Raw genomic sequence first — 617 nt, 5'->3', positions numbered from 1 at the left:
GGCTACCTGCCCACCACCTTGGCCACCACCCTCGCCGAGCAGGCCGAACGTGCCGAACAGGCGCTGGAGGCAGCACGGGTGGGAGTGGAGCAGGGCGGTGAAGTGATCAGCGGTACGGTGCGCCTGACGTGCACGGACTCGGTATTGCAGTCACTGTTGCTGCCGGCCCTGGCGCAGTTCATTCCGGGTTACCCGGCGCTGACCCTGGAGCTGAGCACGTCCAATGACTTTGCCAACCTCAGTCGCCGCGATGCGGATATCGCCCTGCGCCTGACCAAGGCACCGCCCGAGCATCTGGTAGGACGTTGCCTGGGCACGGTGTCGTATCGGGTGTGCGCCAGTGCCGACTATGCCCGCCAGCATGCGGGGGAGGAACTGGCGGCCCTGAACTGGATCGCGCCGGATGACTTCCTGCCGGATCACCCCACCGTCACCTGGCGGCGCCAGCACTTGCCGGGAGTGATGCCAGCCTATCGCTGCAACAGCATGGTTTCGGTAACCGAGTTGGTGCGCGCGGGACTCGGCGTGGCCGCGTTGCCGGATTACCTGCTGGGCGCGGGCCTGGAACCGTTGAGCCCGCCGCTGGTGGGGCACGACACCGCCCTGTGGCTGCTGAC

The 617-nt window shown here is 67.4% G+C and carries 1 protein-coding gene; it reads left to right on the top strand.

The window, feature by feature from the left end; genetic code table 11:
- A partial coding sequence (locus tag HX846_RS11750) for a LysR substrate-binding domain-containing protein (protein WP_178965423.1) occupies positions 1-617 on the top strand: 617 nt, incomplete at both ends.

This window comes from Pseudomonas sp. K5002, from assembly GCF_013386655.1.
Classification (GTDB): Bacteria; Pseudomonadota; Gammaproteobacteria; order Pseudomonadales; family Pseudomonadaceae; genus Aquipseudomonas.
The sequence above is the reverse complement of the archived record's forward strand: the minus strand, read 5'-3'. Positions and strand labels throughout refer to the sequence as shown.